Below are 1,956 nucleotides of genomic sequence, written 5' to 3'. Positions count from 1 at the left end.
GTCTGTCATCAAGCCTGGCCCCGCCCGCCGCCAGAATCGTTGGTGCAATGTCCACGAACTCGGTGAAGTCCGAGACGACCTTGTTTGCCGGAAAAGCCTGCTTGTCCGAAGAAACCACGATGATGGGATTGTGGCTATCAACATCCCAGGGCGTGAACTTCGAGACCGAGCCGTGGTCGTTCAGTTTCCAGCCATGATCACCACACACATAGACGATCGTCCAGGCTTGCTGTTGCGATTCGCTGTACTGGATGAAGGCATCCGCCGCCTGGCCGACCAACGTGTCGCCGTAGGCACAGAACGCGTAGTAGTCCTGCACCATGGCTTGCTTCTCCGCCTCGGTGAAGTGATCTGAATAGCCATGTCGCACTTGCTGTTTCAGCTGCTTGGGCATCGTTTCCATTTCCTTGTCGTCCAATGAAGGGACTTTGTAGGTGTGTTGCTGGAAACGCTCACGAAAATCAGCCGGCGGCAAGACCGGCGTGTGAGGAAAATCGAAACCGATGTGGCAAAAGAGCGGCTTTGATGTGTCGACGCCGACATAGTCCCTTGAGCGGACCTTGAACCTGCGATTTTGATTCCTCAGAAAATCGACGAAGATCGAGGCATAGTATCCGTCGCGAGTCTTTCCGGCTTCGCGAGAACTGACACCGGCCAGGATCATGCCGCTATCGATGTGCTTTCCCTTTTGGGGGTTGTAGTGCCGCAGCAGGTCATACTTCTCCATTGTGCGTGCTGCGGTGCCCGCAAACTGAGGCATGAGTTTTTCAAGTTCCAGCGAGCAGTATTCGAACTCACCTTCCGGCGTGACGAAGAATTCAAGGTTCTGAAACGGTTTCTCGAACTTCACATCGTTGATCTGTGTCGTCCAGCCTTTGCCCCAAGCGCACAGCCCGTCCTTGGCAAGGTCCTTGAAGTAGAAACTTTGTTGGTAGATAGGGTGCTGCGCCGCCCACTTGCCGTCTCCCATGATGGTTTTGACGCGCACGCCTAGCTTGCCAAAGTGTGTCGTTTGGTACCCGAGTTCGGCCATGCTTTCGGGAAGCGTAGGTCGGCAATGTTCCGCGTTATTGTTGTGGTACTCGAACTCATAGATTCCCGAGCGAAACGGGTAGCGGCCGTAGTGCATGGAAGCCCGCGAAGGTGCACAGCCTTGAGCCTGGCAATAGGCATTGATGAACGTGGTCCCCATCTTTGCCAGCCGATCCGTATGAGGCGATTCCACATACCCCAACCCGCTCATTTCCCTGCCATGTAGCATCTTGTTAAACGCGCGGATCGAATCGTAACGGTGGTCGTCCGTCAAGATCCACAAGACGTTCGGCTGGTCCGCGAACACCGTTTCGCGGGCGGCGATCGCTAACGAAACAAGGGCAACGGACAGCCATATTCTCAGTTGATTCAATTGGATGTTTCCCTGCTGATGGACATTGCGTCGTCCCGACGACATCACTCGACCCGCATACTGCAGAGCCTGCGATGATAGCACACAAGGAACTTCCGCTGTCGCACCATGCCAGCGTCAACGACAACAAGTTAAACCGCGCGAAGTTTAACTTCATCGGCGACCGGTTTGCGATGGATTGGTTTCGCATCAAATGGATTCCCTGAGCAAGGACTGGCATGGGAGTTGCGGTCTGCAAGCGGTGAAGTGCTCACCGACGAGGGCGTTCGCTTGTCGAGGAGCTAGTTATTTCGACGTTTCAGGACGGAGATAAATTTGATGGACACCGCTTTGATCGCGTTGGCGGACCGCGGGGTTCGCTACACATTCCTCGGTGAACCTTTTCGAAGCTGGAAAAAGATCCCAAACGAGGACGTCGTGGATGTCAACTTCAACCAGCTGGAGATCACCGACGAAGACGTTGAAGCGTTGCTGTCGCTTACCAACCTCGAGGGGATCAGTTTTTGGAGGACCAACGTTTCCGATCGCGCGATCGAGCTGATTGCTCAGCT

3 protein-coding genes are annotated in these 1,956 nt (G+C 54.7%); 2 read left to right on the top strand and 1 reads right to left on the bottom strand.

Annotated elements, in window-relative coordinates; all coding sequences use genetic code 11:
- Nucleotides 1-1,339: sulfatase-like hydrolase/transferase (locus tag ABX962_RS35435; protein ID WP_372726363.1), on the bottom strand; the 1,339-nt coding region annotated here is incomplete at its 3' end.
- Between the two features lie 140 nt (nt 1,340-1,479).
- Between ABX962_RS35435 and ABX962_RS35430 the strand changes: the two genes are divergently transcribed.
- Both ABX962_RS35430 and ABX962_RS35425 read left to right on the top strand, forming a co-directional pair.
- The gene (locus ABX962_RS35430) at nt 1,480-1,611 is read left to right on the top strand and encodes a hypothetical protein (RefSeq protein ID WP_372726362.1); all 132 of its coding nucleotides are present in this window, start codon (nt 1,480-1,482) and stop codon (nt 1,609-1,611) included.
- A gap of 112 nt (nt 1,612-1,723) precedes the next feature.
- Nucleotides 1,724-1,956 (top strand): hypothetical protein (locus ABX962_RS35425; RefSeq protein WP_372726361.1); only part of this gene is annotated, 233 nt, incomplete at its 3' end.

Origin of the sequence: Novipirellula sp., from assembly GCF_041583735.1 — a bacterium.
In the GTDB taxonomy this organism is placed as follows: Bacteria; Planctomycetota; Planctomycetia; order Pirellulales; family Pirellulaceae; genus Novipirellula.
Note: the sequence above shows the minus strand (reverse complement) of the source record. Positions and strands in the feature narration are given on the sequence as shown.

What these genes read in the sequence shown, in the direction of transcription:
- ABX962_RS35430 (WP_372726362.1), top strand. Translation starts at nt 1,480, where the DNA reads ATGATAGCACACAAGGAACTTCCGCTGTCGCACCATGCCAGCGTCAAC.